At 43.6% G+C, this 24,838-nt stretch carries 19 protein-coding genes and 1 pseudogene; 8 read left to right on the top strand and 12 right to left on the bottom strand.

Features of this window, described 5'->3' with window-relative positions; all coding sequences use genetic code 11:
• Positions 1–67 precede the first annotated feature (67 nt).
• Positions 68–1,789 carry a glycoside hydrolase family 13 protein gene (locus L1028_RS21650; protein ID WP_234539521.1) on the bottom strand — a complete coding sequence of 574 codons (1,722 nt, stop codon included), beginning with the start codon at positions 1,787–1,789 and terminating at the stop codon, positions 68–70.
• Positions 1,790–2,067: 278 nt separating this feature from the next.
• On the opposite strand from L1028_RS21650, the gene L1028_RS21645 reads away from it, so the two are divergent.
• Positions 2,068–3,057 carry a LacI family DNA-binding transcriptional regulator gene (locus L1028_RS21645; RefSeq protein WP_234539556.1) on the top strand — a complete coding sequence of 330 codons (990 nt, stop codon included), beginning with the start codon at positions 2,068–2,070 and terminating at the stop codon, positions 3,055–3,057.
• Positions 3,058–3,096: 39 nt separating this feature from the next.
• Here the strand turns inward: L1028_RS21645 and L1028_RS21640 are convergent, their stop codons facing one another.
• The gene (locus L1028_RS21640) at positions 3,097–3,306 is read right to left on the bottom strand and encodes a hypothetical protein (RefSeq protein WP_231573413.1); all 210 of its coding nucleotides are present in this window, start codon (positions 3,304–3,306) and stop codon (positions 3,097–3,099) included.
• A gap of 18 nt (positions 3,307–3,324) precedes the next feature.
• The gene (gene clpP, locus L1028_RS21635; RefSeq protein WP_234539518.1) at positions 3,325–3,906 is read right to left on the bottom strand and encodes an ATP-dependent Clp endopeptidase proteolytic subunit ClpP; all 582 of its coding nucleotides are present in this window, start codon (positions 3,904–3,906) and stop codon (positions 3,325–3,327) included.
• A gap of 182 nt (positions 3,907–4,088) precedes the next feature.
• Here clpP and L1028_RS21630 point away from each other — a divergent pair, with 182 nt between their 5' ends.
• Together L1028_RS21630 and L1028_RS21625 are read left to right on the top strand one after the other, a co-directional pair.
• Entirely contained in the window at positions 4,089–4,970 is an 882-nt protein-coding gene (locus L1028_RS21630; RefSeq protein WP_234539516.1) for an RNA polymerase sigma factor, read from the top strand.
• 416 nt (positions 4,971–5,386) lie between these two features.
• Positions 5,387–6,277: an NAD-dependent epimerase/dehydratase family protein gene (locus L1028_RS21625; RefSeq protein ID WP_234539513.1), complete on the top strand. Its 891-nt coding sequence runs from the start codon at positions 5,387–5,389 to the stop codon at positions 6,275–6,277.
• Between the two features lie 418 nt (positions 6,278–6,695).
• Here L1028_RS21625 and L1028_RS21620 read toward each other — a convergent pair whose 3' ends face one another.
• Positions 6,696–8,504: a methyl-accepting chemotaxis protein gene (locus tag L1028_RS21620; RefSeq protein ID WP_234539511.1), complete on the bottom strand. Its 1,809-nt coding sequence runs from the start codon at positions 8,502–8,504 to the stop codon at positions 6,696–6,698.
• Positions 8,505–8,724: 220 nt separating this feature from the next.
• Here L1028_RS21620 and L1028_RS21615 point away from each other — a divergent pair, with 220 nt between their 5' ends.
• Entirely contained in the window at positions 8,725–9,654 is a 930-nt protein-coding gene (locus L1028_RS21615; protein WP_234539509.1) for a MerR family transcriptional regulator, read from the top strand.
• Between the two features lie 73 nt (positions 9,655–9,727).
• On the opposite strand, the gene L1028_RS21610 is transcribed toward L1028_RS21615, so the two are convergent.
• Together L1028_RS21610 and L1028_RS21605 are read right to left on the bottom strand one after the other, a co-directional pair.
• Positions 9,728–13,816, bottom strand: a complete 4,089-nt coding sequence (locus L1028_RS21610) for a choice-of-anchor I family protein (protein WP_234539507.1) — start codon at positions 13,814–13,816, stop codon at positions 9,728–9,730.
• Between the two features lie 92 nt (positions 13,817–13,908).
• On the bottom strand, positions 13,909–14,367 hold the full coding sequence (locus L1028_RS21605) for a DUF2798 domain-containing protein (protein ID WP_234539505.1): 459 nt from the start codon (positions 14,365–14,367) through the stop codon (positions 13,909–13,911).
• Between the two features lie 144 nt (positions 14,368–14,511).
• Here L1028_RS21605 and L1028_RS21600 point away from each other — a divergent pair, with 144 nt between their 5' ends.
• On the top strand, positions 14,512–14,928 hold the full coding sequence (locus L1028_RS21600; protein WP_234539500.1) for a MarR family winged helix-turn-helix transcriptional regulator: 417 nt from the start codon (positions 14,512–14,514) through the stop codon (positions 14,926–14,928).
• Positions 14,929–15,245: 317 nt separating this feature from the next.
• Here the strand turns inward: L1028_RS21600 and L1028_RS21595 are convergent, their stop codons facing one another.
• Positions 15,246–16,289 (bottom strand): YeiH family protein, encoded by a 1,044-nt coding sequence (locus tag L1028_RS21595; protein ID WP_234539498.1) that lies wholly within the window; start codon positions 16,287–16,289, stop codon positions 15,246–15,248.
• A 225-nt stretch (positions 16,290–16,514) separates the two neighbouring features.
• Positions 16,515–18,494: an ATP-dependent DNA helicase gene (locus tag L1028_RS21590; protein WP_234539496.1), complete on the bottom strand. Its 1,980-nt coding sequence runs from the start codon at positions 18,492–18,494 to the stop codon at positions 16,515–16,517.
• Positions 18,495–18,706: 212 nt separating this feature from the next.
• On the opposite strand from L1028_RS21590, the gene L1028_RS21585 reads away from it, so the two are divergent.
• Positions 18,707–18,913: a hypothetical protein gene (locus L1028_RS21585; protein ID WP_234539494.1), complete on the top strand. Its 207-nt coding sequence runs from the start codon at positions 18,707–18,709 to the stop codon at positions 18,911–18,913.
• A gap of 303 nt (positions 18,914–19,216) precedes the next feature.
• On the top strand, positions 19,217–20,377 hold the full coding sequence (locus tag L1028_RS21580; protein WP_234539492.1) for a glycosyltransferase family 4 protein: 1,161 nt from the start codon (positions 19,217–19,219) through the stop codon (positions 20,375–20,377).
• On the opposite strand, the gene L1028_RS21575 is transcribed toward L1028_RS21580, so the two are convergent.
• Positions 20,349–20,813: a DUF2269 family protein gene (locus tag L1028_RS21575; RefSeq protein ID WP_234539488.1), complete on the bottom strand. Its 465-nt coding sequence runs from the start codon at positions 20,811–20,813 to the stop codon at positions 20,349–20,351. The two genes, L1028_RS21580 and L1028_RS21575, sit on opposite strands and share 29 nt — an antisense overlap.
• 345 nt (positions 20,814–21,158) lie before the next feature.
• On the opposite strand from L1028_RS21575, the gene L1028_RS21570 reads away from it, so the two are divergent.
• The gene (locus L1028_RS21570; RefSeq protein WP_234539483.1) at positions 21,159–21,803 is read left to right on the top strand and encodes a helix-turn-helix transcriptional regulator; all 645 of its coding nucleotides are present in this window, start codon (positions 21,159–21,161) and stop codon (positions 21,801–21,803) included.
• Positions 21,804–22,111: 308 nt separating this feature from the next.
• Here L1028_RS21570 and L1028_RS21565 read toward each other — a convergent pair whose 3' ends face one another.
• The 3 genes and pseudogenes from L1028_RS21565 to L1028_RS21555 form a co-directional block, all read right to left on the bottom strand.
• Positions 22,112–22,900 carry an alpha/beta hydrolase gene (locus L1028_RS21565; RefSeq protein ID WP_234539481.1) on the bottom strand — a complete coding sequence of 263 codons (789 nt, stop codon included), beginning with the start codon at positions 22,898–22,900 and terminating at the stop codon, positions 22,112–22,114.
• A gap of 17 nt (positions 22,901–22,917) precedes the next feature.
• Positions 22,918–24,450, bottom strand: coding sequence for a carboxylesterase/lipase family protein (locus tag L1028_RS21560; protein ID WP_234539479.1), 1,533 nt, complete (start codon positions 24,448–24,450; stop codon positions 22,918–22,920).
• 91 nt (positions 24,451–24,541) lie between these two features.
• A pseudogene (locus L1028_RS21555) lies at positions 24,542–24,826 on the bottom strand (glycoside hydrolase N-terminal domain-containing protein); the annotation flags it as partial.
• Between the last annotated feature and the right edge of the window lie 12 nt (positions 24,827–24,838).

Below are 24,838 nucleotides of genomic sequence, written 5' to 3'. Positions count from 1 at the left end.
GATATTTTCAAAAAAAGAATGCCCTTCAGCCATTGGCCGAGGGGCATTCTTGCGTTTATTAAAATAATTAAACCGTTGTTGCAGGCACACTCTCACGAATTGCCTCTTGCTCTACAGGTGCGTTAACCAGCATATACACACGAGATTCGTAAGGGCGTAATGCCACTGTCTCGATCTTCTCGGCAGGGTCAACTTCATAGTTATTCAACAGCAACTCACTGGAGTCAAATTCCAAGTCAAATGGAAGGTCGAACAGTGCTTCCTCTAAAGTCAGGTTTGACATGACCAGCAATTTCTCATTGCCAAGTGTACGAGTATAAGCGTAGATTCGTTCATCTTCAGGCAGGATCAAATCATAGGTTCCATAAACAGTAATAGGATTAGCGGCCCGGAGTGCGATTAGCTTTTTATAATGATGATAGATGGAATCAGGATCCTGCTTCGCACGCTCCACATTGATCTCCGTGAAATTAGGATTGACCTTCATCCAAGGCTTGCCGCTGCTGAAACCAGCGTTCTCAGAGTCATCCCATTGCATCGGCGTTCTGGAATTGTCCCGACCGTTCTTCCAGATAACCTCCATGACTTCTTCATGTGATTTTCCGGCTTCTGTCTCTAAACGATACAGGTTCTTCATCGCCACATCATCATAATCATCCATCGAATCAAACCGTACATTGGTCATCCCAATTTCTTGACCTTGATAAATAAACGGTGTTCCCTGCATTAGGAAATACATCGTAGCCAGCGATTTGGCCGATGCCTTCCAATACTCACCATCATTTCCCCAAGTGGAAACTGAACGCGGTTGGTCGTGATTCTCGATAAATAATGCATTCCAGCCTCTGCCCTCAAGACCTTTTTGCCAACGGGAAAGTGCTGATTTCAGCTGCAGAACATCCAAGCCACCCGTAACACTCTTATTCCAAAGGGCTAAATGTTCGAACTGAAAAATCATATTGAATTTACCCTGCTCCTCGCCAACCCACTCTTCCGCTTGATCGACACTAACACCACTCGCTTCACCAACGGTCATAATGTCGTAACGATCAAATGTTTCCTCTTTCAGCTCCTGTAGAAAATCGTGAATTCCTTCCCGATTCATATGACCCGCGCCGGACGAAACGAACGGAAGATGATCTGGATTTGGCAGATCAGGAAGACCTGGGATTTTCTTAATATGTGAAATTGCATCCACTCGGAAGCCGTCGATCCCTTTATCTAGCCACCAATTGACCATACCGTATAATTCCTGACGCACTTCAGGATTCTCCCAGTTGAGGTCAGGTTGTCTTTTGGAGAACACATGCATGAAATATTGCTCCGTAGCAGGGTCGAGCTCCCAGATCGAACCGCTAAAAATACTCTCCCAGTTATTCGGTTCCTTCCCGTCCTTAGGATCTCTCCAAATATAATAATCACGTTTAGCATTGTCCTTGCTTGAACGCGCTTCAACAAACCAAGGATGTTCGTCTGAAGTATGGTTAATGACAAGATCCAGAATCAGCTTCATGCCCCGTGCATGAACCTCGCTTAATAGCTGATCAAAATCGGCCATACTGCCGAACTCCGCCATAATATCCTGGTAATCTGAGATATCATATCCATTATCATCGTTCGGGGATTTATAAATAGGACAGATCCAAATGACATTGATGCCAAGGTCCTGTAAGTAATCAAGTTTTGAGATGACTCCTTGCAGATCTCCAACACCATCGCCATTGCTGTCCATAAAGCTCCGTGGGTAAATTTGATACGCTGTGGCTTCTTTCCACCATGTTCTGTTCAATGTATGCAGCTCCTTCGTATTCATATATCCTCTTAGGAAAATATTTTCCTATGCAATTCACGAATTAGTGATTTTCATAATAAAACTTAAGATTATCGACTAAAAAACCATTTATTTAGGGTTTTTTCGAGGAAATTATTTTCCCATTCGATCATTATAGGATCTTTTATTTTCCTGGTCAATAACAATCTTTTGGATTCTTGAAGCTATCCGTGATATGCTTGCGATATATTCTAGAACAATTACAAGCTTGGGAAGTTATGGTGATATTCTTGAAGGTGAAAATTAAAGATATAGCCAAAATGGCTGACGTTTCGATAGCTACCGTATCAAGGGTTGTCAATAACAGCAAACCCGTTAACGAGGAAGTTCGTAAGCGTGTTTTGGAAGCCATGAAACAAATGAATTACCGTCCTAATGTCATCGGTTCAGATGCAGGCAGATCGGATACTCCTCTAATTGGTGTCATCATTCCGCAGAACAGTAATACTGTGCTTGATGATTTCAATATTGGCATACGCGACCTCGCCGAACTATATGGTTATGATGTTTTGGTCGGATTAACAGATGGAAGTGTTAATAGTGAACTTCATTATTTGAACTTATTCCACCATATGGGAACTGAGGGTTATATATATGTGGGCTCGGTTCCGAGTAAGGAGCATCTGGAGATTATCCAGAAATCCGGTTCACCTTGCGTGTTAGTTGGAGAACAATCTCAGATTGATTCAATCCCTTCTGTCCATCTGGATAATGTTACCGCTTCCTATGAAGCCGTTACTTATCTGATTCAAAAAGGACATAGAAATATCGGCATGATACGGGTATCTGGAGATAATGCAGTGGGTGGCGATCGATATCGCGGCTATCAACAAGCGATTATGGATGCAGGCATTACCTTAAGAGAAGAATGGGTTGTAGAAAGTGGAATGGCCGTAGAAGATGGAAGTGACGCTATGCGCCGGATTAAGGATAGCGGGGAGCTGCCTACTGCGGTTTTTTGCTCCACAGATTGGATAGCTGTAGGGGCGATGAATTTTCTGATCGATAACGGAATTCGGGTGCCAGAGGATGTTGCGGTGTTCGGATTCGATAATAGCTTTATCGCTTCTGTCGTTCGGCCCAAACTGTCCTCGGTGGAATACTCTGGAACGGAGATTGGAATGACTGCTACCCGAACCTTAATCAAGCTGATTAAAGGGGAGACTGGTATTCAGCATCATGCAAATGTAGCCCATTATTTGGCGATTCGCGAAAGTACGGGTTAGGGAAAACTTCCCTAACCCTATTTTCAAATCTGATAATGGTTATTGTGTAAATCCTACACGGGCGCGTTCCCGTCCTTTAGTATCTAGTGTGATGGAACAGACGGAAGTCATGGGAATATAAAGCTCCTCGAATTCTGTCCGATATTTAATAAACTTCTCAGTTACCGTTTCCAAAATGCCTTTTCTAGCGTTAGAGCCATCTACAAAATAAATGGTTACCTCTTTACCCTGCAAAGCTTCCAGCATCATTCACTTCACTCCTTCGACTTACAGATTTGTGATAACTTTGTCGATAATCCCGTACTCCACTGCTTCCTCGGCTGACATGAAATAATCCCGATCCATATCTTGTAGTACTTTTTCCACCGCCTGTCCGGTTCGGTCCGCTGTAATTTGGACAAGCACTTCCCTTAGCTTCAAAATGCGTTTGGCTCTAATCGCAATATCACTGGCCTGACCCTGCGCTCCACCATGCGGCTGATGTATCATGATCTCACTGTTTGGCAGCGCATAACGTTTACCCTTGGCCCCCGCTAACAATAGAAGTGAACCAAAGGAAGCCGCCATACCTGTGCAAATGGTGTTCACCTGCGGTTTAATAAGCTGCATCGTATCATAGATACTGAATCCCGCCGTTATGGAACCCCCTGGACTATTGATATACATGTGTATATCTTTATCTGGATCCTCTGCCGATAAGAACAACAACTGGGCAACAACACTATTCGCTAATTGATCCTCAATCTCCGCCCCTACAAACACAATTCGGTCCTTTAAGAGCCGCGAATAAATATCGTAGGATCTTTCCCCTTGATTCGTTTGTTCAATGACATAAGGAATGTACGCCATGCGTATGCGACCTCCATCCGTTAATTTTTTTTGAAATCTACCCTGTAAACGGATTAGTCTTTGGATAGGATACGTTAAGCGGGCAAAATATTATTTTTATTATTGCGTATCTTAATTTGGAGCTCATTCGTTTATTATTAGAAGTAACTGAAAGCACTTTACCGGAAAAGGGGTTATGCAGAGTGATCAGCCTTGAGAAACTTAGCGCCGGCCATGAACCGGATGAGAATCATACCACGTCTTTGCAAATGGCTCTGAAGCGGTATTGCCTTGCACTGACACAATCCCCGTGGGAAGCCGAAGATTTGGCTCAAGATACGTGGGTCAAAGCACTGGGCTATATGAAGACTTCCAAACATTCGAAATTGAAGAGCGAAATGAACGATACAAGTCAAATGAACAACACTACAGATCATACAAGTCGTACAAATTTCAGCACACTAACGAATCATCCGAATCCTGAGGCGCTACTCCTGCGGATTGCCAGAAATACCTGGACAGATATTATGCGGCGAAAAGCCACGTTGTCACGAGTGCTCGAAATGGATCAACCACGGACAGAGGAAGCAGCAGGGTATGGTTTATTTGAGATTGAGGCTGCTTTTCAAGCCTTACAGAAGCATCTGTCTCCACTACAGCAAGCGGTGTTCCTGCTCCGTGATGTCTTCGAGCACTCCGGAATCGAAGCTGCCGAAATCCTCGATACCACGGAAGGAGCCGTCAAAGCTGCTCTGCATCGAGCTCGGCAAGCCCTCCCTGCAGTCAGACAAGAGCTTCTTCAATCGGAAGGCCCCTCGTTGCCGCAGGACATGGAATTAGAAATTGGCTTGAGTCTCCTTGCTTCCGCCTATGAACAAGGACAAATTACAGAGCTGATTGGGCTTGTCCTTGCAGATGAAAGACAGGAAACTGTAATGGCCGTGTCTAGCCAGAGCTTCCAGAGCTTCCAGAGCTTCCAGAGCTTCCAGAGCTTCCAGAGCTTCCAAAGCGAACCTTTCCAATCTGGCGGATTCAGCTCTATGGGCTGGAACTATTCCGAGCCAGGAATGCGGATGGTGGCTTAGTCTTTCGTGATATTAGTTTTGAAAAGTGCGAGTTAGGTGAGTTTTGTGAGTTAGGTCAGTTTGATGAGTTGTATAGTTGGGTGATGTTTTAGCTTTGAGCTAGTGACGTTGCAAAATGTGCAACAGAATCCATAAAATCAACGCTAAAAAACGAATCTGCTGCACTATCTGCAATAGATTCTTAATAAAGATTGCTTTTTAAGCAATTTCTCATCTATTGATTGTATAAAGTGCAATAGAATCAAATACTGAACAATATAGTATGACTTCTATTGCACAAAGTACAATCACACGAATGAAATCTTCTCACATATCTTTATGCGTAACGTCTTTAAGCACAGTCCCCCCCTGTTTTCTAAGGGAAGCCTTAAAATAGACTTATAAATAAACATTAGTTTAGTTAGGAGTGGCATCATATGAGGAAGATTCTTATCTTAGGCGGCACTCGCTTTTTTGGAAAAAGGTTAGTTGAACGATTGCTGCAGGATTCCGTGAACGACGTAACGATACTTACACGCGGGGAAACTAGTGATACCTTTGGAGATCACGTTCACCGTATCCATGCGGACCGTTTCCAAGCAAACGAGCTCGCTCAGGCGGTAGGAGATACACTATGGGATGTCGTGTTCGATAATATTTGTTATTCACCGGACGAAGCGGATCAGGCACGCCGGATTTTTGATGGTAAAACAAAACGGTATATCCTCACCTCAAGTTTATCCGTCTATGATTTCAGCGAAGAAGCGCTAACCGAGGACATTTTTGATCCTGAAACTTATCCTATCCGTCACGGAGGGCGAAATGATTTCACCTATCAAGAGGGAAAAAGACTGGCGGAAGCCGTCTTCATGCAGCAGGCCACCTTCCCAGTCGCCACGGTTCGCTTTCCAATTGTGCTGGGAATAGATGATTATACGCGAAGACTTCATTTTCATATTGAGCATGTCCGTAATGAGTTGCCTATTGGTATACCGAATCCCGAAGCACAGATCTCCTTTATCCGTTCGGATGAAGCTGCTGATTTCCTATATTGGCTCGGCTGTAGCTCTACTATGGCAGGACCGTTCAACGCATGCTCAGACGGTACGGTTAGAATTAAGGATATTCTCACAATGATTGAAGAAGAAACAGAGAAGCTAGCCATCATCCAAAACCAAGCCGCGGACGAGCATATGTCGCCATTCGGAATTGAACATTCCTGGTTTATGGATACGACAAAAGCCCAGTCAGCAGGGTACAAGTTTCTTAATCTAAATAACTGGCTCCCAGAGCTAGTCAGCTCTCTGAACAAAACCTACGAGGAATAACATAGAACCCACACACAGGTCCCAATACTCATTCATCTATGCGACAAAGGCTACCCTTAAGTAGATATCTTCTACGAAGTTGGTAGCTTTTTCATTGTACAAAACCTCTGCGAACATTTCAGATAACTGCACTCTATACAACTAAATTAGGCCGGCCAAGCTTATGTTCGACTTTAGTTGTATTCAGTGCAATTAAAAACTAGCTAAACACCACTAATAGTCATTTCTCGTAAAAATAACTGCGCTAAGTACATCTAAACACTCTTTATGGAAAATACATCCTTTAATAGCTGCATTAAATACACTTAACGCGCAAAAAAAAGGTAGATAGAGGAATCTCCACTCTAAGCTCCTTTTACGTTACAGAATTAGTGAATCAAACCGCTCCCGATGTGCGAGCAGTCAATCAAACCTTCCCCTATGCGGAGATGGTCAAATAAGACCGCTCCTCAGGCGTTTCATCGCCAGATGAGTCACTGTCGTCTCCAGCGATAATCTCGTCTACAATCTCCGAATTAATCTTGAAGACGTTGATTTCCTTGAATAATTTTTGCGAAATTTCATTAATCTCAACGGCTTGGCGGGCAATGTCGTGAATTGCGTTGTCCTGTTGCACGCTAGAGGCATTCACTTCCTGAACACCTGCCGCAGTTTCCTCAGCAATGGCCGCCACGTTGTGAACAGACTCTGCGAGTCTACGATTCATAGTCTGTGTCATATCTACCTTGTCATGAATTTGCCCAATCTGCTTACTAATCTCAACAATCGACTGATCTATCGCTTCAAAAGACGACAACGTTTCTGCCACTTTTTGATCCTGCTCTTCAAGGTTTCCTTTGGTCTCCAGCATATATTGCTGAAATTCATCCATCCCTGCTTGCAGCTCATTAATAATCTGGCCAATATGTACAGAGGACTCTTTGGTCTGATCAGATAGTTGTCTCACTTCATCTGCTATGACAGCAAAGCCCTTCCCATAAACTCCCGCCCGTGCCGCTTCAATCGCTGCATTTAGAGAGAGAATATTGGTCTGGTTAGAAATGTTTGTAATCGATTTGGTTATTCTGAAGATATCCTTCGATTGGTCGCTCAACTTGGTTAAAGCAAGATAGACTTTATTCACAGACTCACGTGAGTGCTCTGATACCTCGCGCAAAGCGATGACGGACTCGGAACCTTTTCGAGTATTGTGATTAGCCGTTTGACTTGTCGAGAGCATGACCTCCGTATATTCTGTAATTTCATGAACTTCCCGTTCCAATTCTTGAATCAAGCTTGCGCTCTGCTCAGATTGTCCGGCTTGCTGCTCAGCGCCTACAGAGATTTCCTGTATTGTGCTTACGATTTCTTGATTCGTATGAGCGGTGATCGATGAAGATTGTTGAAAAGAGTGCGAATAAGTCGCAAGCGATGAAGCTACCGATTGGGTCTGCTGAAGCATCTCTCTTACCCGCAACACCATATGGTCAAAATGATGACTCAGACTTCCTAGCTCATCGTTATATGGCGAATTAATCTGCTGCCGCAAATCTCCCTCAGCAATTTTACGTAGAGCTACTTGCAGCTTATTTATAGGGTTCAGGAAGGAACGAATAAGCATAACAGCAATAACAAGTGTGAAAATGAATACTAGGATTGCTGCATAAGCCCCCATAGAACTGGTCAGATTTAATAAATCAAAAGAATAATCCTGGGCCTTCTCTGCGTTCTCTGCTGCTGCGGTATATAGTTTCTCATTGGTTTCCAACATAGCTTTATTCATAGCCAATGCCTTCGTATGTAATTCATCTATTCGTTCCAGAACGGCCATGGGATCAAGCTGCTCGTCCTTTATAGTATTCACTAATCCGTCAAAATAGCCTGTATATCCTCCAACTTGATTATGTAACTGTTCTAACTCCTTAGACGCTTGCGAATCTGCCTCAAACTTCACTTTGCCCAATTCTTCCATTAACTTTGTCTGTTTGTCCTTAAATGGTTGAGTAAACTCTAAATCGCTAGAACCCGCTAGAGAGATCTCCACACCGTTCATTTCTTGAAGCAGTTGAGTAATTGTGGATACTGTAATTCTCTTTTCCATCTCCATTTTTTGCGTTTCCATAGAGATTTCTACTTGATTGATTTTATAGTTTTGGTATAGCGCTACTCCTAGAAAGAATAGTACTACGGCAGAAAAACTCAAGATCAACTTCCACTTCATTGATAGATGCATGGACCTAGCCTTCAACAATATCATCCTCCGTATAAAGCCTCATATGGCAATAGGTACTTTTTACTAATATCTAAATTGTAGAAGCTGGACATTAAATTCCGGACACAGTTTTGTATGAGAAATGTAAATTTTGTCGAGTACACGTTCACAACTATCCTATTGCAATTGACGTAACGTTAAGTGCTAAAATACTTCTCATAGGGCGCCTTATAAATCTATAGAACGGGAGTTGTCTATGAGTGGATTTGTGACCATTGATAAGCTTTCTACGCAAATCGGACTGACGAGTCGGACGTTGCGTCACTGGGAAGCACAAGGATTATTTGAAAGTCACCGTGAGGCTAGCTCGGGTTGGCGAATTTATGATGAGCACGCAATCCTTGCCATTCAAATCACTGCTTTATTAAGAAAGCTTGATATTAGTATTAAAGATATCGGAACCGTTCTAAAGAACATGTCCGTACAATCCTTGTATGAAACACTTCTTCAGCAATCCGCTTCCATTCATAATGAGAAATCCGAGCTTACACAAAAAGATCGCGAAATCCGCTTCTTATTACAATTAATATCCGCACGCATGGAGGAGTCCATAACTAACCATTTATTACTAGAGCTGAACGAAGAATCATGCAATACATTGGATGATTTAAATGAGAATGAGGAGGTTCTATCTATGACAACAATTAAACACTCTCCACCTATCCATGTAAGATTCATTACACTTCCACCTATGAGATTTGTTTATAACATTGCAGTCAGTACATCCCCAGAGGATGAAGCTATGCTACCCGTCTTGGAATGGTTGGAGGCTAACCATCTCTTGGGGACGGCACGTTTATTTGGTGGGAATACGAATCCGCATCCTAGTGGTGAAAATAACCCTTATGGCTATGGATTCTGTGCCTCCATTCCTGAAAATGTAGAAATACCAAGCCACCTTAAAGAGATGCGGTTCGACGGCGGTCTTTATGCGATGACGGAAAGCAGTGATGATATCTACGGCTCATGGCAAGCACTGATGAGTTTTTTGGATAATAACCTTGATTATCAAGCTGACCACGATTCAAGATTATGTCTTGAGGAGCATATCCGTAACGATAGTCCCAAAGGTAGCGGAAATGAGTATGTATTAAATCTGCTCGAACCTGTAAAAAAGAGAGCATAAAACAAAACGCTCTCCTTTGCCCATCATGGCATTGGAGAGCGTTTCTATTGTCATCAAGAAATATGATGATCGCTTATGATTGACTCAGCTTTAACAGCTTCGCTAACATTTGAGCTATTTCTTCACGAGTCGCTGTATCTTTTGGAGCAAAGTTAAGCCCCGTACCTTCTGCAACAGGCTTGCCTGAAATAATTCCTGCCTGCTGAGCAGCTGCGGCTGCTTCAAGAGCATAAGCGCTTATCGACTTCTGATCCGCAAAAGCTGAACTGTCGCCACTTACTGGCAATGTCCAGTTCATAGCTTTCGCTAATCGCACGATCATGACAGATAGCTGCTCACGAGTTACATTTGCCCGAGGATCGAACTGTCCATCACTCACTCCGGTAACAATTCCCTTGCGATTAGCCCACGTTACCGCTGCCGCATAATAATCGTCAGCTTTAACATCTGTGAATTTTCCTGATCCTTCTGCGCCCAGATTAGCACCAGCCAATCGAGCTAGGATCAAGGTAACATCTGCTCTGGTTAGTTGACTCTTAGCTCCGAACTTACCTTCACCAATGCCGGTAATTACATCACGAGCTGCCAAATATGTAATAGAATCTTTAGCAAAGCTGCTGCCAATATCAGAGAAGCTCACTTTATTGTACCCAACTGCATACGTGGAGAATTGTGAAGTTTGGAAAATCAGTTGTCCTGTTGCTGTGTTATAGCTGCTGCCTACCAGTACAACCGCTTGCCCCGCATTCGTCAAATCATAAGCTACGACTGCGTTTGCATCCTCATTTGCTCGTAGTGTATAGGGCACTGTTATTGTCGCAAAACCAGCACCTAGGTTAGATAGACGCTGACTGCCAGCGGAAATCGCCAGATTTATTACTGGACGACTGCCAATCACAGCCTGAGCTTTGCCTTTCCCATCCGTATCCGCACTGCCGATGGACAATTTAATGTCCTCACCCTTTGCTGCTGTGTGCACAGTCGAGAGTGCATTACGATCCAACGTTATCGTACCCGCTCCTGCTTCAAATACAACTGACTTTGCAGTACTACCTGCAAGTGCCGCAAAAGCACTCGATGGGAAGTGAAGTAGAACTCCACCTGAAGCTGCATCAACTTTTGAGCGGAATATCAACTGACCACTAGCATTATTCGCCAGAGACTTAAGTCCCTCTGTAACCATATCCAAAGTAACGGTGGCAACTAACTTACCTTCTGCATCCGCTGAAGCCTTAACCTCTACAATAATCTTATTCCCTTCTGTGGTTACAGCTGGTGTTGTCGTCTCTTTAACTGGATCTTTAGTCGTTACCGTTGTACCAGGTCCCGGATTTGAAATCACCGGATCTGCTGCGGATACGGTCACAGTAGATTCAGCTACGCCATAACCATCTGCGCTATAGGCGGAGATAACCGCTGTTCCCTTTGACAAGGGAGTGACCTTTCCGTTGTTATCAACGGAAGCCACACTTGAATTCGAAGAACTCCAAGTTACAGTCTTCGATCCACCTTCAGTAGGAACAACACTAGCCTCAAGCGTTGCTGAAGCTTCGCCAGCCTTCAATGACAGAGAAGTCTGGTTCAGTGAAATCTTCGTTACATTCAACTGATAAATAGCTACTGCACCACCAACTTCATTCGCTACGAGCACTAATGGCAGTCCTGTTGGGCTTGACGTTGCCGGAATAAATTCAATACCTTCTGGACCAGTATCCGTTTCAAGGATGTTCACAGGTGTGAATTGACGTGTATTAATATAGTTCACAAAATTCGGTTTCTCTGGATTCGTCACATCATAAGTCATCAGACCACCGATTCGCTCAAGACCAATAAAGGCCAGCGCTTTTTGTCCAACCTTGCCTACCTTGACATACTCAGGCTCTGGTCCTTTTTTCGTACTACGGTTATCCATGGTCGTGTTGCTGTTACTTGCATTAAAATATTCGGGCATACGTTCTCCGGTAATTCTTTCAAAGTCGCTACCACTATCGTAGACCCGTTTCATAGAATCTGCTTCCCAAATAGAAAATGAACGACCACCGTACAAGTAAATCCCATCATTGCCCATGTCAGACATAACTTCTACACTATCATATTTATCTTTATTTTTATTTAGAAATTTTGCCGCATCTGATTCCGGATCTAATGAGCCCTTCATTTTTTTGACTGAGCTCACGTTCACTTTACTATCCCATTCGGTTGCGTCTCCTTCGTTGGCCGTGAACAGATAAGTTTTACCTCCGACTGTGTACTGATCTATACCATCAGGCATAAACGTACCGAGGAATGGAACATTTTCTAAATTCACTTTATTATCTTTTACCAGGTCCAGAGCATTATTAGGAAGGCTTAAATCCTTGAACCCTAATCCTTTGACCCATAGAACCTGCTTGGAGGCAATATCGATGGCAGCAATAGCATTATTCTCTTGAAGTGCTACATAGGCAATGGTCTGGTCATCAGAAAGTACCACAAACTCCGGCTCCAGATCACGTATCGCATCCTTCTTTTCACCTTTGCCCGTAATCTGTTTCGTTACCGGATCAGCTACTCCACGGATATGGACAAGATCATCAATTACATCAGGGTTATCGAACTTCACCTGATTTATAGAGTTCTTAAGCGTATCAATGATCGTTACACTACCTTCAGGATCGCCAACCATCATGCGAGGTTCCGCTTCGTCTGCTGTCAAAATGAAACGGCCATCATCAGTATACTTCACCATGTCTGGTTGTACTCCAGCTTTATAAGAAGCCAGCAATTTACCAGCATAATCGAGTACAAGAACCTTACCGTTCTTCATAGCATCTTCTTCTTGAATGGCTACAGCGATCCGTTTAGTAGCGGTGTTGATATCTACACTCGTCAGGTCTCCGTATGTAAATCCATCCACTTCGGATAGCTGTTCTACATTAATACTATATTCTTTTTGCGGATTAGAAGGGTCCTTGAGATTCACAATATCGACTGTTGCAGGGTGGGATGAACCATTTACGAGGTAGAACTTGCCGTTATCACGGTTAAATTTCACGATCTCCGCCACGCCGCCATCTTTATTGGTCACGCCTACAGCGTATCCGCCGATCTTAGTTACACTAAGTAGATCTGGAGTCAAAGGTGCTGCGGCTTCCGCCACATTCAGTGGTAATATAGCTTCTGTCTTCTTCCGGGGTGTCGAGCTATCATACACAGCGATGCTGACGGTGGCCGCTCCTACTTTCGTCGGTGTTCCACTAATATTCCCGGATGCTGCATCCAGTGATAATCCTTCTGGTAGACCAACAGCTTCAAAAGAATACGGCTGTACTCCCCCATAAACGGACAATGTTACCGAATAAGGCGATCCGACTTTTGCTTCTGAAAGATTCTTGGTAGCGATGCCTAAATCAGTCACTTTTGCTCCCCATTGTCCGTCTGCACTGCTGTGTGGCTTTGCCAATGCCAGAGCTGAAGCATCCAGAGATTCAAAAGTAATCTGTTTGAAATCTGCTTTGTTATTATCTGAATCCGCGAAATCAGCTCGACGCACAGACTTTTTCTTTGAGATACCTCCAGAACTTCCTGTAGGATAATCCACTTCATATCCGTCGATTGTTGCATTTTTATCATTAGATGCTACACCGATCATGTCCACATAGCTGCTTGGCATCGTTTGAAATGGATTCACATCCTGCAACAAGTCAGTACTACTTAATAGAACAACCTTCATACCATTATTATTAAAATACGTCTCCGACCAGGTCTGATCACCTATGGCACTAATATCTTGCTTGTGTTCTGTATTGTTAGTATCATCGGTAATCAGATAAGATGAATGTGCCTTTATCGTCCCATTCAAATCTAGCTTTCTCCATCCAGCGAGGCTAGGATCTGAATATTGCACCGACCACCCCGTTAAACTCACATTGGAATCAGTTGGGTTATATAGCTCAATGAAACCCTTCGAGAAAAATCCACCAGTTGGTTTAGCGGTATTACCCCCACCATACACTTGATTAACAATAATATGAGGGATGTTCACATTGTATTTGCCGTCTGTAGTATAAGGCGTACCTGATTGAACGGATGCAGCCACTGCTGGACCTGCCATCCAAGCGGAACCTAACAACATCTCAGCTGTAAGCATAAGAGAAACAATAGCTTTACCTGTGGGTTTCAAGTAGATTTTCACTCCTATTGATAGTTTCTATCAATATAGAGTAATAGTATTAACTAACCTGCAGATTTGCGTAATGGTGATGTAAATATTCTCTATGCAGTAGCTGGAGTAATTTTCACAAAAATAAATCGTGTGAGCGGCCCAACTAGAATGATTTGCAGTGGAAGTGCAACAATAAAATTCTTGCCTATCGCAGACAAATAAGCCATCGGTAGTTCTGAGGAGAACCCGACATGTAGAACGGCGCCATAGAAGGACATAAACAGCACCATTCCAGTTACCATAAAAAAGGATATGAACATGATTTTTTTGATCATCGGATCATTCTCTTTTACTAGCTTATGTGCAATCCCTTTCGCAACTTTACCTACAACAAAGACATCCAGAATAAATGCAACTATAAATGCAGGTACGTAGCCGATGATCACATCTTTAACTACTGTACCTGACCAGCCCTCCATCAGCGCTACATTGTAAATGCTCATTCCCAGCACCATCAAAGCACACATGATGAATGTAAATAATAATGCTTCTTTTTTGTTTCTTCCCATCTTTTTCTCATACTCCTTAGTGTTCTTTTAGTATTGTCAACTTGGATTACAATATCACAACGTCTTAAATTAAGTCAACCAAGTTGACAATAAACACAAATGATTTATACTTGGATTAACGAGCGAAGATTTAGGAGTGTTCACATGGACAACCATCTGCAAGAAATGAATCTAATTGATTTACTTAGTGAGAAGCATCTAGTCTTACGTAAAATTGTGACTGACCCAGACCCGGATCAAATCAACAAAACTGAATCCCATATCCTAGCCGTTCTTGAAGCACATCAAATGCTCTCGATCTCGGAAATCAGTAGAATTATTAATATTTCTAGGCAAGGTACGCATAAAAGCATTCAAGGACTGTTATCCCGTAACTATGTGGAAGCCGTTGAGGTCGAAGGAAATCAGCGTGACAAAAACATCATCCTTACCCAGAAGGGGATCGAATGCAATCAAAGAATGATGATCACCAAAATCGAATTAGAGCAAAGAATCGCTAACAAGCTTGGGGCAGCTAACGTAGAACTGCTTAAATCTTTGTTAAAAGAAGAATGGCTCTAATCTCCAGCAAAAAAAGACGCAGAGTTCTCCACCCTGCGTCTCTAAAAAGATTCAATTATTTTCCGGGAAATTGTCGTTAATTAGCTTTCAAAGCACTGTTTGCCGCACTCTCCCCTCCAGATGACCTGAGGTAAAGGAGTATCCAATACCAACGCCGTTTCAAACATAAGTATCGTTAAACAACACGCCTTCAGATTCAAGACCTACAGCAAACAATCTTTCCACAGGCGTCCGAATCCATTAAATATCTATAATTATTGCTGTTACCTTTGGTTGGACTTAGATTATTCAGTACACACCCAATTGAATAATAAAGATCACGCCAGCCCAAACCAGTGAACTAGTGTAAATCCCACTAAGGATAACAATACCGAACCTATAAGTCCCGCTGCAAAAGATTTCATCCCTAGTCGTCTAAATGCCGCCAAATCAACATTTAAACCAAGTCCAGCCATCGCCATAGCGATTAGCATATAAGCAATCGTTACAATTCCATTTGCCACGGATGCAGATACGATCCCTAATGAATTCACACCACTGACAAGTAAGAACCCTAAAATAAACCAAGGGATAGGAATGCTTTTCCATGAGGCTTTAGACTGTCCACCTTGCACTTTTCTTTCTGCAAGATTGGTCCAAAACCCAATTAAGATAGCGACAGGAACGAGTAAGGCCACCCGAGTCAATTTGACAATAACCGCCATATCTACTGCTGCATTCCCACCAGCATCTGCTGCTGCGATGACGTGAGCAATTTCATGTAAGGTAGCTCCAGAGAAAACCCCATAACCAAGATCCGATAAGCCTAGTAAAGGATACAAAAAAGTGTAGAGTAATGTGAATATTGTACCTAAAATAGCAACTATCGCTGCGCCAATAGCAGTTTCGTCGTCTTTGGCTTTAATTTGTGGAGCAATCGCCACCACCGCTGCCGCACCGCAAATCGCTGTTCCGCAAGCCGTTAAGATACTGAGTCGCTTATCAACCTTAAACAGTCTAGCAAGTCCGAATACAACAGGGATCGTAAATACGATCACAATAACAGCCAGTAGAAATACCCGTGGACCTGCAGCAACAATATCCATTAAATTCAGTCGCATCCCAAGAAGGATGATTCCAAGCCGCAGCAACTTTTTACTGGAAAAATCAGTGCCTTGCGTGATCGTACCAGGCACTCCGGCGGTTGCACGCCAAATAATTCCGATTAAGATAGCAATAACCAATTGGCCCATAATAGAGAGAAATGGAAAGCCTGCTAAATATTTTGCGACTAATGCAATGATTAAGGTTAACCCAATGCCAAGTGCAAAACCAACTTGTTTTTTATTGTTCGATTGGTACAATCCCTGTGAATCCCCCATGTCGTGTACACTCCTTGTATGAATCTCTAGATGACGGAGGTATGTATTTCCCTTCCCCCATGAATCAACAATAATACGCCATGGCTCGAAAGTTAAATACCAATATACTATCCGTAAGATTAGTATTCCTTATGCTTGACTTTATGCATAAAAAAAGCTCCTCCGAGAAGCGGTATGCCTGGGCATCCACCTCACCAAAAGAGCGATTGTGATCCTATTTAAAATTTACACTTCAAGCTTTTGAAGCTTAGTCCCCTTTGGGAGTACAGAAGTTATATACTCGTGAACGGGATGTTGTCCTTCAGCTTCCGCAAGTACCGTCACAATTCCTTGGTCCGTACCCGTTCTGATCAGCCGTCCCATTCCTTGTTTAAGTCTTAGCAGCATGTAAGGTAAATCCACATCTTCAAAAGGATTGGAAGTCTCCGCACGTTTTGCCATAAACACAGGATCGAGCGGAGGATAAGGTAGCGACCAAATGATCACATTAGATAGTGAAGGTCCTGGTATATCTAATCCTTCCCACAGCGTCACCGCACAAAGTACACTGTGCTCATCCCGTTGAAAAGCTGAGATCAGATAGCTGATCTCTTGATCCCCTTCATAGAGGAAAGAATATTTGCTGGATTCTGCTCTCAGCGAGTTGAGCTGCTTGAACTGCAGAAGCTCTTCGCGAGTTCGGAACAGCAGCAAGGCTCTTCCTTCTGTCTGCTGGATAAGTTTCAGGGAGATCTTCATTTTCTCAGCAAAATCACCGCTCTGAAGCTCAGGTACATAGATATTCATCTGGTGCTCATAATCATAAGGTGAGTCTACAGAGAAAGACAGGAAGTCGTGTATTCCAAGACTATCCTTCAAGTATTGGAATGATTTATCCACGGATAATGTAGCCGAAGAGAATACGATTGGCATTTTTTGCGTGAATAAGCTGTCTTGAAGTACTTCCTTAACATTACGCGGCATGACCGACAGTGTTAATCCATCGCTATCTTCCGTCGCCCAGCAGATTAATGCACCTGAATCTTCAAACAATCTCAGTGCGATTTCTATGGTCTCTAAACGTTCTTCCACAATCCGCAATTGATATTCATCAATCGTGTACAGTCCACTTTCGAATACTAATTCTTCTTCAATAGCGGCAATCACACTACGCATGCGATGCACCTCACGGATTAGCGATGCATTTAGCTCAATGCTTTTTCGATCCGATCCAGGAATGGTGCGGCATTGACGACGAATGTGTTTAAACATTTGCTCACTTTGCATAATCGCTTCATCGATAAGAACAGCAAGCGTTTCACGAATCTCATTCTGTAACAGCCGAGAGATTAGTTCTTCAAAGACAACATGCTTCATTTTATAGCCTAACGCCTTCATGGCGGCAGATTCTAACAAATGCCCTTCGTCAAACACAACTGCACAATGCTCTGGAAGCAGAGGAATTTGACCCTCTCGTTTACGCGCTTCATAAGTCCAGACATGCTCCATGTAATAATCGTGGGAACAAATGATCAGGTCGCTTGATTTCCGGTAATGATCACGGGACAACGTTTGTCCACAGCGATGACGCATATCACAAGTAAAACAATCCTGAAACGTATCCCAGTTGATCTTATTCCATTGTTCATCATTCAGATCTGGATAATCCCTACGGTCGCCGTAGGCATGGAACTGCTGCATCGGTGCATGAGAATGTACAAAATCAGGTAAAGTACCATATAAACTCTCCAGCGGCAAGCTCCCATCATCATTGTTGCGAGCATGATCCAGCTTTTTCAGACACATATATTTATCTGGAGATTTCGCTAGTCTGGCATCGATATTCATATTCAGATGCTTCGCAAGCTTGGCAATATCACCCTCTGGCTTCACCAACTGCTCAATCAAGGACTCGTCCGCACAAGCGATAATCGCAGGTTTACCCTTATACCGCGCATAACAAATGCTATATAACAAATACACTAAAGTCTTACCCGTACCGACCCCTGCCTCAGCAAAAATCGTCTTCTTCTCAGCAAAAGCTCGCTCCACCTGAAACGCCATGTAGATCTGTTCATCACGAACTTCAAATCCTGCCTCAGGAAGAATTTCATAGAATACATCGCCGACCCATTCCCCTACTTGCTCCATAAAAGGTCTGGTCCGATCATATTCAAAAGGATACTGTGTCGCCAACAAGCCTACCTCCAATATTTGATCAGGCATATCACGTTATGCCATGAAAAATAGAATCAACGGAAAAACTCTATTATCTCATAAGATTGGAGTAATTACAAAGTAATTCATTCGGAAAATGAATAAAAGGGCAGAATGGGATTACTATAGCAGGCAGGAGGATTATTACCTTTAATAGAATTAACAGATACAAGAATATATTGGAGGAATGGGAAGATGTCTGATAGAAATGCGGTGTTAACTTGAAAAAAACATTCATAATCATTTTAATAATTGCAGTAATTGCTCTTGTTTTACCAGTCGTGTCCACTCCATTTATTAACAATTATATTGCATATTCCACAAAGAAAAATCTAATGCAATTATCTTTGCCAGACAAAACGGAAAGGGTAGATGCCTTATCATCAGCTGGAAAATTAAAAGACTTCATCGTCCAAGTGGAGCTATAAAAATTGTCCCTGTAGGTCAAGGGTGGCTAGAGTTTGAGCCGATTCTTTGTTATATGAAATATGAACGTCCGCATATTCAAGGAATCCTAGAAAGCACACCTGAATCACATCTGGGAGAAAGCATCGTTTTTTTACAGCGGATATATGAAGAAGTTTAGAAGCATCTCTTTAAAATCAAAAAATCCACTGCACACCCCATTACCTTGTGCAGTGGATTTTTATATTCTGTTTAACATCCGTTTGACCTCCATGAAATAATGGGCTGTTATGATCAAGACATCAAGAGTATTTGGGAGGGGTTCTATGCGTCTTGCTTTATTTACAGACACATTTCTTCCGCAGACGAATGGTGTTTCACTTACGCTTCAGCGCTTAACCACTCATTTAAACCAGCGAGGTATCGAGCATCTGCTATTTTCGCCAAAATCTGCTCCTGAAGACAGTTACGCCGATCCCATACGTCCCATTACCAGTATCCCCTTTTTCTTATACCCGGAATGTAGACTCGCGCTGCCCAATATGTCCTCCATCCAGTCAGAGCTAAAAGCTTTTCGACCCGATCTGCTTCATTTGGCTACTCCATTCAATATCGGTCTATGCGGCCTTCGCTATGCGCGAAAGCATGGCCTGCCTCATGTCGTCTCCTACCATACCCATTTTGATCGCTATCTTGAATATTATCGGATGAAAAAAATCGTTCCTCTTTATTGGAAGTACATGAAGTGGTTTCATCGGTCCTGCGATGCTACCTTCGCGCCCTCCAACGAAACACTTGATTCCCTCCAAACTCAAGGTTTTCAACGTCTGAAGCTTTGGTCTAGAGGTATCGACTGCAATCTCTACACTCCGAAAAAACGCAGCCATCAGGTCCGTGATCGTTACGGAATTACCGCACCGTTACTACTGTTATATGTAGGAAGAGTCGCCCCAGAAAAAGATATCAACACCCTTGCTCTCGCCATGCAGGAATTGCCCGAGTCTATGCAAGCTCAGGTTCATTGGTTAATTGTTGGAGACGGTCCCTTATTATCAGAGATGCGGGCGCAGGCGCCGCAAAATGTCACGTTTACAGGCTATAAACACGGTGAAGAGCTTGCCCAATTGTATGCCTCAGCTGATCTATTCGTCTTCCCTTCCAGTACAGAAACCTTTGGTAATGTTGTCCTTGAAGCAATGGCCTCTGGACTGCCTGTCCTCGCCGTAAATGAAGGTGGGGTGAAGGATCTGGTTACACCCGGTCGCACCGGAATAATCGCCCCACCTCGTTCCCCGGATGCTTTTATTCGTGAGATTTGTGCATGTATAGAGCAACCCCAAAAGCTGGCTGCTATGGGTTATGAGGGGCGACAGCTGGCACTCGGCCGCTCGTGGGAGACCATTTTTGATGGACTCATTCGCGATTATGAAGAGATCATTGAGAATAGACGCTTCGATCTTATACCGGCTTTACTACCATTAGTATAATAATGACGATAGTAAGCACATGTACGGCTGCTTCTAACGGAGCGATCTTGTTCATAGTCGCGGTGTAACCTTCAGGGATTTCTTCGCCTTCACTAGCCATCACGAGCTGGGTCAGCTTTTTCAATCGAGGCTCAACAAATCCAATAATAATGACTTCTATCACGATAAAAAATAATAACGAAAGATTGATCCACAATACCGACAAGCCCATTTTATCAATGATCATTAACAAAATGCCTGTAACAATCAGGGTGATCCCACCCGTCTTAGGGAATCTGTTTATTGTCTTCATCATGCCAAATACAAAACGAAGCTGGCTGCCTGTCTTGGCTGAGCTTGTCAGTATTGGCAGCACAAAAGCTGGTCCAATTCCCACTATGGCTGCTATAACATGTATAACTACCACAATCTTAGATATGATTTCCGTCAATTCCATGATTACAACCCTCCCTATCATTCGTTGTTTAGATTCATATGACGATGATAGTGGAAATAGTCTTACAGAATCCTTTAAATCTTAGATAATGATAAAAGCGCCTATCCGGATATTACCGACGTAGGCGCTTTTTTAACTTTCATGGCTGTACTTTCACTTACGCCTTGATCATTCTATTTTTTCATTATGTTATAATATTGGCATCCTTGATAGGAGGGTAAAAGATGGCCCTTATTCATTATGTTGAATACAATACAACGCACGCGAGCAATTTTGTTATAGATGTTCCCGTGGGCTATCACTGGCTTCTTGTAATCACCAAGACCCCAGCGCAATTCTGGGTAAATGGCGGGCTCAAGGAATACCCTGCTCACAGCGCCAATCCTCTATCGTCCATTGCAGAAAGTCTATTATCGGGCTTGCACCGATCATTTTATCAATGACTGGATCCGCTTCGAATCCAATGAACCTTATATTACGGAATCACCCCTTCCGCTTGGGGTTCCCTTTGCTCTTAGTGATCCGGACTACTGCCACAAGTTGTTTGAACTGCTTGTCATCGAGCATAATTTTAATCGGGATTGCAAAGAATCTTCCATCGATTATTTGCTCCGGACGTTGTTCAACAAGCTATGGGAATCCTACTTCCAAGATGAAATTACACCTCAATACTACAAATTACTGAAGCTGCGTACAGCTATTCAAACTAATCCAGGAGATTACTGGACAGTTTCGAAAATGGCGGGTTTTCTTAGAATAAGTCCCGGCTATCTCCAAAACATCTATAAAAAAACGTTTGGAATCTCCTGCATGGATGACGTTATCAATAGCCGAATTCGTATGGCAAAAGAATATTTGATTCACAACACTCAAAGCATTGCTGAAGTCTCTTCCCGGTGCGGATATCAAAATGTGGAACACTTCTGCAGGCAATTCAAACAAATAACCGGGTATACGCCAAGAAATTACCAAAAGCATGCAAGGAGTTAATGCCATTCACACAAATGGTAAGGTACCCACGACGTTTATTCCGTTCACCATATTGTAAGCGGAAAGATATATTTAAAGACAAGTGGAGATTTCTCCACAAGATTTCAAGCATTATTGGAATGATGTTATTGCCGTGGATACAGAAAGAGCACAAAAATCGTTAAACTGAGTACGGATACAGTTGCTGGCCAATTAATCATGCTGCAATAAAGATAAAGGAAGTTCTATACAGCCAGATCAGGTCTGTTAGGAACGTCTCTTTATATCTTATAGGTTGCAAACAGCGGGTATCTTTGTAAAAGGCGATTTTAAAAAATAAGTTGAGAGAACTGATAAAATCCGTTCTTCCAGACCGGCCAATCATGGTCGCCGTTTTCCTCTACCCAGATATGTGGTACGGAATGTTGTGACAAATATGCATGCGTCCGGTCACTGACATTCTTGAGACTGTCCAGATCACCACACGATAGCCAGAGTAAACTGAGCATTTCTGTGGTCTTCTGCGGTTCCGGGACCAACAGCTCGGGTAGCTTTGTATTGGGAGCTGGGGAAAATGCCCCAATCCAAGCGAAGCGGTCCAGATTGTTTAGACCGATATTTAGGGATTGTCCTCCGCCCATGGATAGTCCGGCAATGGCGCGGTGCATCCGGTCTGTCAGTACCGAATACTTCGCTTCGACATAGGGGATAAGATCATGAAGCAAATCCGACTCAAATGTTTCGAATGCGAGTACCTTATCCGGAGCAAAAATATCTCCTTCCGCCCGGTCGTTCAGCATCGCCCGACCATTTGGAAGAACGACGATCATGGGCTTCAGCATTTGATCAGCATACAGATTATCCAGAATGATCTGGGGCTTTCCGTGAGTGTACCACTCCGACTCATCCCCACCAATCCCGTGCAACAGATACAAAACGCTGTATTCCTGCTCAACAGAATAACCGGGCGGTGTATATACCCTTGCCTTCCGAGATTTGCCCAGTGTTATTGAGGGATATTCTATGGTCTGTATCTCACCCCGGGGAATGCCTTCCCTCTCCTTGTCGTATCCGGCTGGTGTTGATTGAATCTTATATTTCTGCTGGCTCTCTTTCAATGCTGCTCGTTCCTCTCTTATTCATAAATGGACTGCTGCTTGAAATATTGCTCGACCAAAAATTGCATCACTTCACCCGGGGGCTCTTCTACAAATTCTGCCTTGTCTGCATAAATCATGCCGTATGGCGCTTCCCGTGTACACGGTTTCCAGAGAGGCATATCTTCACCAGTAGAATCTTTGCCGTTCGGATTACCTGTACCAATGAAATTGGCAAGATAATTGCACATTTGGCGGGCAAGATCATAATGCTTACCTACAAAAGGCCTCCAGCATTTGGCTAGCGTCTCGAAATGAAACCATAGATCCACCGAATGAAAGGTTCCCGGATTATCCCAGCCTGGAATCTCCGCATCAAAACTGTAATAATACATTGAAACGCTGCAACCGGAATCGCTGTTTGCTTTAACGGCAACACGGGACGCATATTCAATATTGTTCACGGAAGCTTTTCGGATCATTTCCTCCAGATTACCTGAATCAACGGAGCACAGCTTAAGGTACTCAACTGCTGCCCCTCCAAAAATTTCCACAGCCTTGGCTCTGAACTCCTCTACACTGCCGGCGTAAGGGACACTGAAAAACTCAGACGCTGTATTTCCCAGCATTACCGGCACCTTATAATGCTGTCCACTCAAAAAAAGGTTATATGGATCGCCAATACAGTACTTCTGATCCATGACCGTTCCCCAGAACTTACCGTATTCAAGCATTTTATCACGGAGATATACGGCATCCAGCATGCGGGCCTCTCTCAAAGTCGAAACCCCTAAAAATTCAAAAAAGGCTGCCCCCTCCTCTTCAGCCTCCTTAAGGATCCGGTTATGCGGGGGTACCGGACTGTTCGGGTACAAAGGTGTAAAGATCCCACTCATAATGACTGCCCGCTGAAATAACCCATCATTCTGCGGCGAGGTCAGCTGGCTCAACACACTTCCACTGCCTGCAGACTGTCCTCCTATCGTGATTTGGTTTGGATCTCCGCCAAAAGCAGCGATATTGCGTTTTACCCACTGAGTGCCCGCCTGCTGATCCAGATGTCCGAAATTCGTGGGAGCATCAGGCGATTCCGCAGTAATCTCGGGATGGCTCAGAAAACCAAACGCGTTCAAGCGGTAATTTACGGTTACTACGATAATTCCCCTGCGGGCAATGCGTTCACCGTCAAACTCCATTTCAGCCGTATGACCGACCTGAAGTCCTCCGCCAAAATACCATACGAATACGGGAAGCTTCTCATCGGAGCTGACGGCCGGTGTCCAGACATTCAGGTAAAGACAGTCCTCATTCATTGGAAGATCCGGATCAACTGACCATTCGCGTGTATAAATATTATTCACATCTATGACAGTCGGGACCTGCATGGAGATGGGGGAAAAATCATGTGCTTTCAATATCCCTTCCCAGTTTTGGACAGGCTGGGGAGCACGCCAACGGTTTACCCCCACAGGCGGGGCCGCGAACGGAATTCCCTTGAAGCTAGTAATACGAGGATCAGCTGCCGGCAGTCCTTGAACCATACCATCTTCTACACGCACTACTCTTAACATCCCTTTTAATCCCTCCTAAAAAAGCGCTTACTTTTTTTTGTTTGTTCAAGAGAATATTTACTGATTCATCAATTGATCTATCCGAAGGCGGCTACGTTAGGGCTTCTCCTTCCGGTATTCCGCCTCCAGAATAGATGCACCCCTTGCGATAATGCCGCTGCGCTTCAGGTAATCCCGCCATCGACATCGCTGCCAGTTCTTCTGCCTCACTAAGCCTTCTCTCTATAATCAGCTTGCGAATTTCGGATAAATGAGGCAGAGCACCTTCGTTATTACGGTCACGCGGACCTCCGTACCACACGGAATCCTCATTTAGCTGCAATTTTCCTTCGGCCGTACCGCCAGCCCCGTTTCCTATTGGCAAAGCGTCGTTCCAATCTCCTGCAGG

The organism is Paenibacillus pseudetheri, from assembly GCF_924513355.1.
In the GTDB taxonomy this organism is placed as follows: Bacteria; Bacillota; Bacilli; order Paenibacillales; family Paenibacillaceae; genus Paenibacillus_AQ; species Paenibacillus_AQ pseudetheri.
This window is presented reverse-complemented; position numbering and strand designations above follow the sequence as displayed.

Coding starts and splice junctions, on each gene's coding strand:
- L1028_RS21640 (WP_231573413.1), bottom strand. CDS start 3,306: ATGATGCTGGAAGCTTTGCAGGGTAAAGAGGTAACCATTTATTTTGTA.
- clpP (WP_234539518.1), bottom strand. CDS start 3,906: ATGGCGTACATTCCTTATGTCATTGAACAAACGAATCAAGGGGAAAGA.
- L1028_RS21625 (WP_234539513.1), top strand. CDS start 5,387: ATGAGGAAGATTCTTATCTTAGGCGGCACTCGCTTTTTTGGAAAAAGG.
- L1028_RS21615 (WP_234539509.1), top strand. CDS start 8,725: ATGAGTGGATTTGTGACCATTGATAAGCTTTCTACGCAAATCGGACTG.
- L1028_RS21605 (WP_234539505.1), bottom strand. CDS start 14,367: ATGGGAAGAAACAAAAAAGAAGCATTATTATTTACATTCATCATGTGT.
- L1028_RS21600 (WP_234539500.1), top strand. CDS start 14,512: ATGGACAACCATCTGCAAGAAATGAATCTAATTGATTTACTTAGTGAG.
- L1028_RS21595 (WP_234539498.1), bottom strand. CDS start 16,289: ATGGGGGATTCACAGGGATTGTACCAATCGAACAATAAAAAACAAGTT.
- L1028_RS21590 (WP_234539496.1), bottom strand. CDS start 18,494: ATGCCTGATCAAATATTGGAGGTAGGCTTGTTGGCGACACAGTATCCT.
- L1028_RS21580 (WP_234539492.1), top strand. CDS start 19,217: ATGCGTCTTGCTTTATTTACAGACACATTTCTTCCGCAGACGAATGGT.
- L1028_RS21575 (WP_234539488.1), bottom strand. CDS start 20,813: ATGGAATTGACGGAAATCATATCTAAGATTGTGGTAGTTATACATGTT.
- L1028_RS21570 (WP_234539483.1), top strand. CDS start 21,159: ATGGCGGGCTCAAGGAATACCCTGCTCACAGCGCCAATCCTCTATCGT.
- L1028_RS21560 (WP_234539479.1), bottom strand. CDS start 24,450: ATGTTAAGAGTAGTGCGTGTAGAAGATGGTATGGTTCAAGGACTGCCG.